This window comes from Peribacillus frigoritolerans, from assembly GCF_030676415.1.
In the GTDB taxonomy this organism is placed as follows: domain Bacteria; phylum Bacillota; class Bacilli; order Bacillales; family DSM-1321; genus Peribacillus; species Peribacillus frigoritolerans_A.
In genome coordinates this window covers 1-221 of the sequence record NZ_JAUUTW010000185.1, presented here as the reverse complement: position 1 = coordinate 221, position 221 = coordinate 1, and the positions used below count along the sequence as shown (strand labels likewise).

The 221-nt window shown below is 37.6% G+C and carries 1 protein-coding gene; it reads right to left on the bottom strand.

The annotated features are described in order from the left end of the window. Nucleotides 1-221 (bottom strand): transposase (locus Q8G36_RS29550; protein ID WP_423806881.1); only part of this gene is annotated, 221 nt, incomplete at both ends.

The window sequence follows — 221 nt, the reverse complement described above, 5'->3', positions numbered from 1 at the left end:
GTCCTTGATACGCTCGTGTTTCTTTACGAACGATTTTCTTTTCAAATTTCCGTTTATTCGCACTGGCTTTCACATGTGTGGAATCCACGAAAACGTGTTCAGCACTTATTAACTTTTTATTAGCAGCTGTCATTAAAATGCGATAGAAAATCTGTTCAAACAGGTCTGTATCTTTAAAGCGTCGCTCATAATTTTTCCCGAACGTAGAGAAATGAGGTACT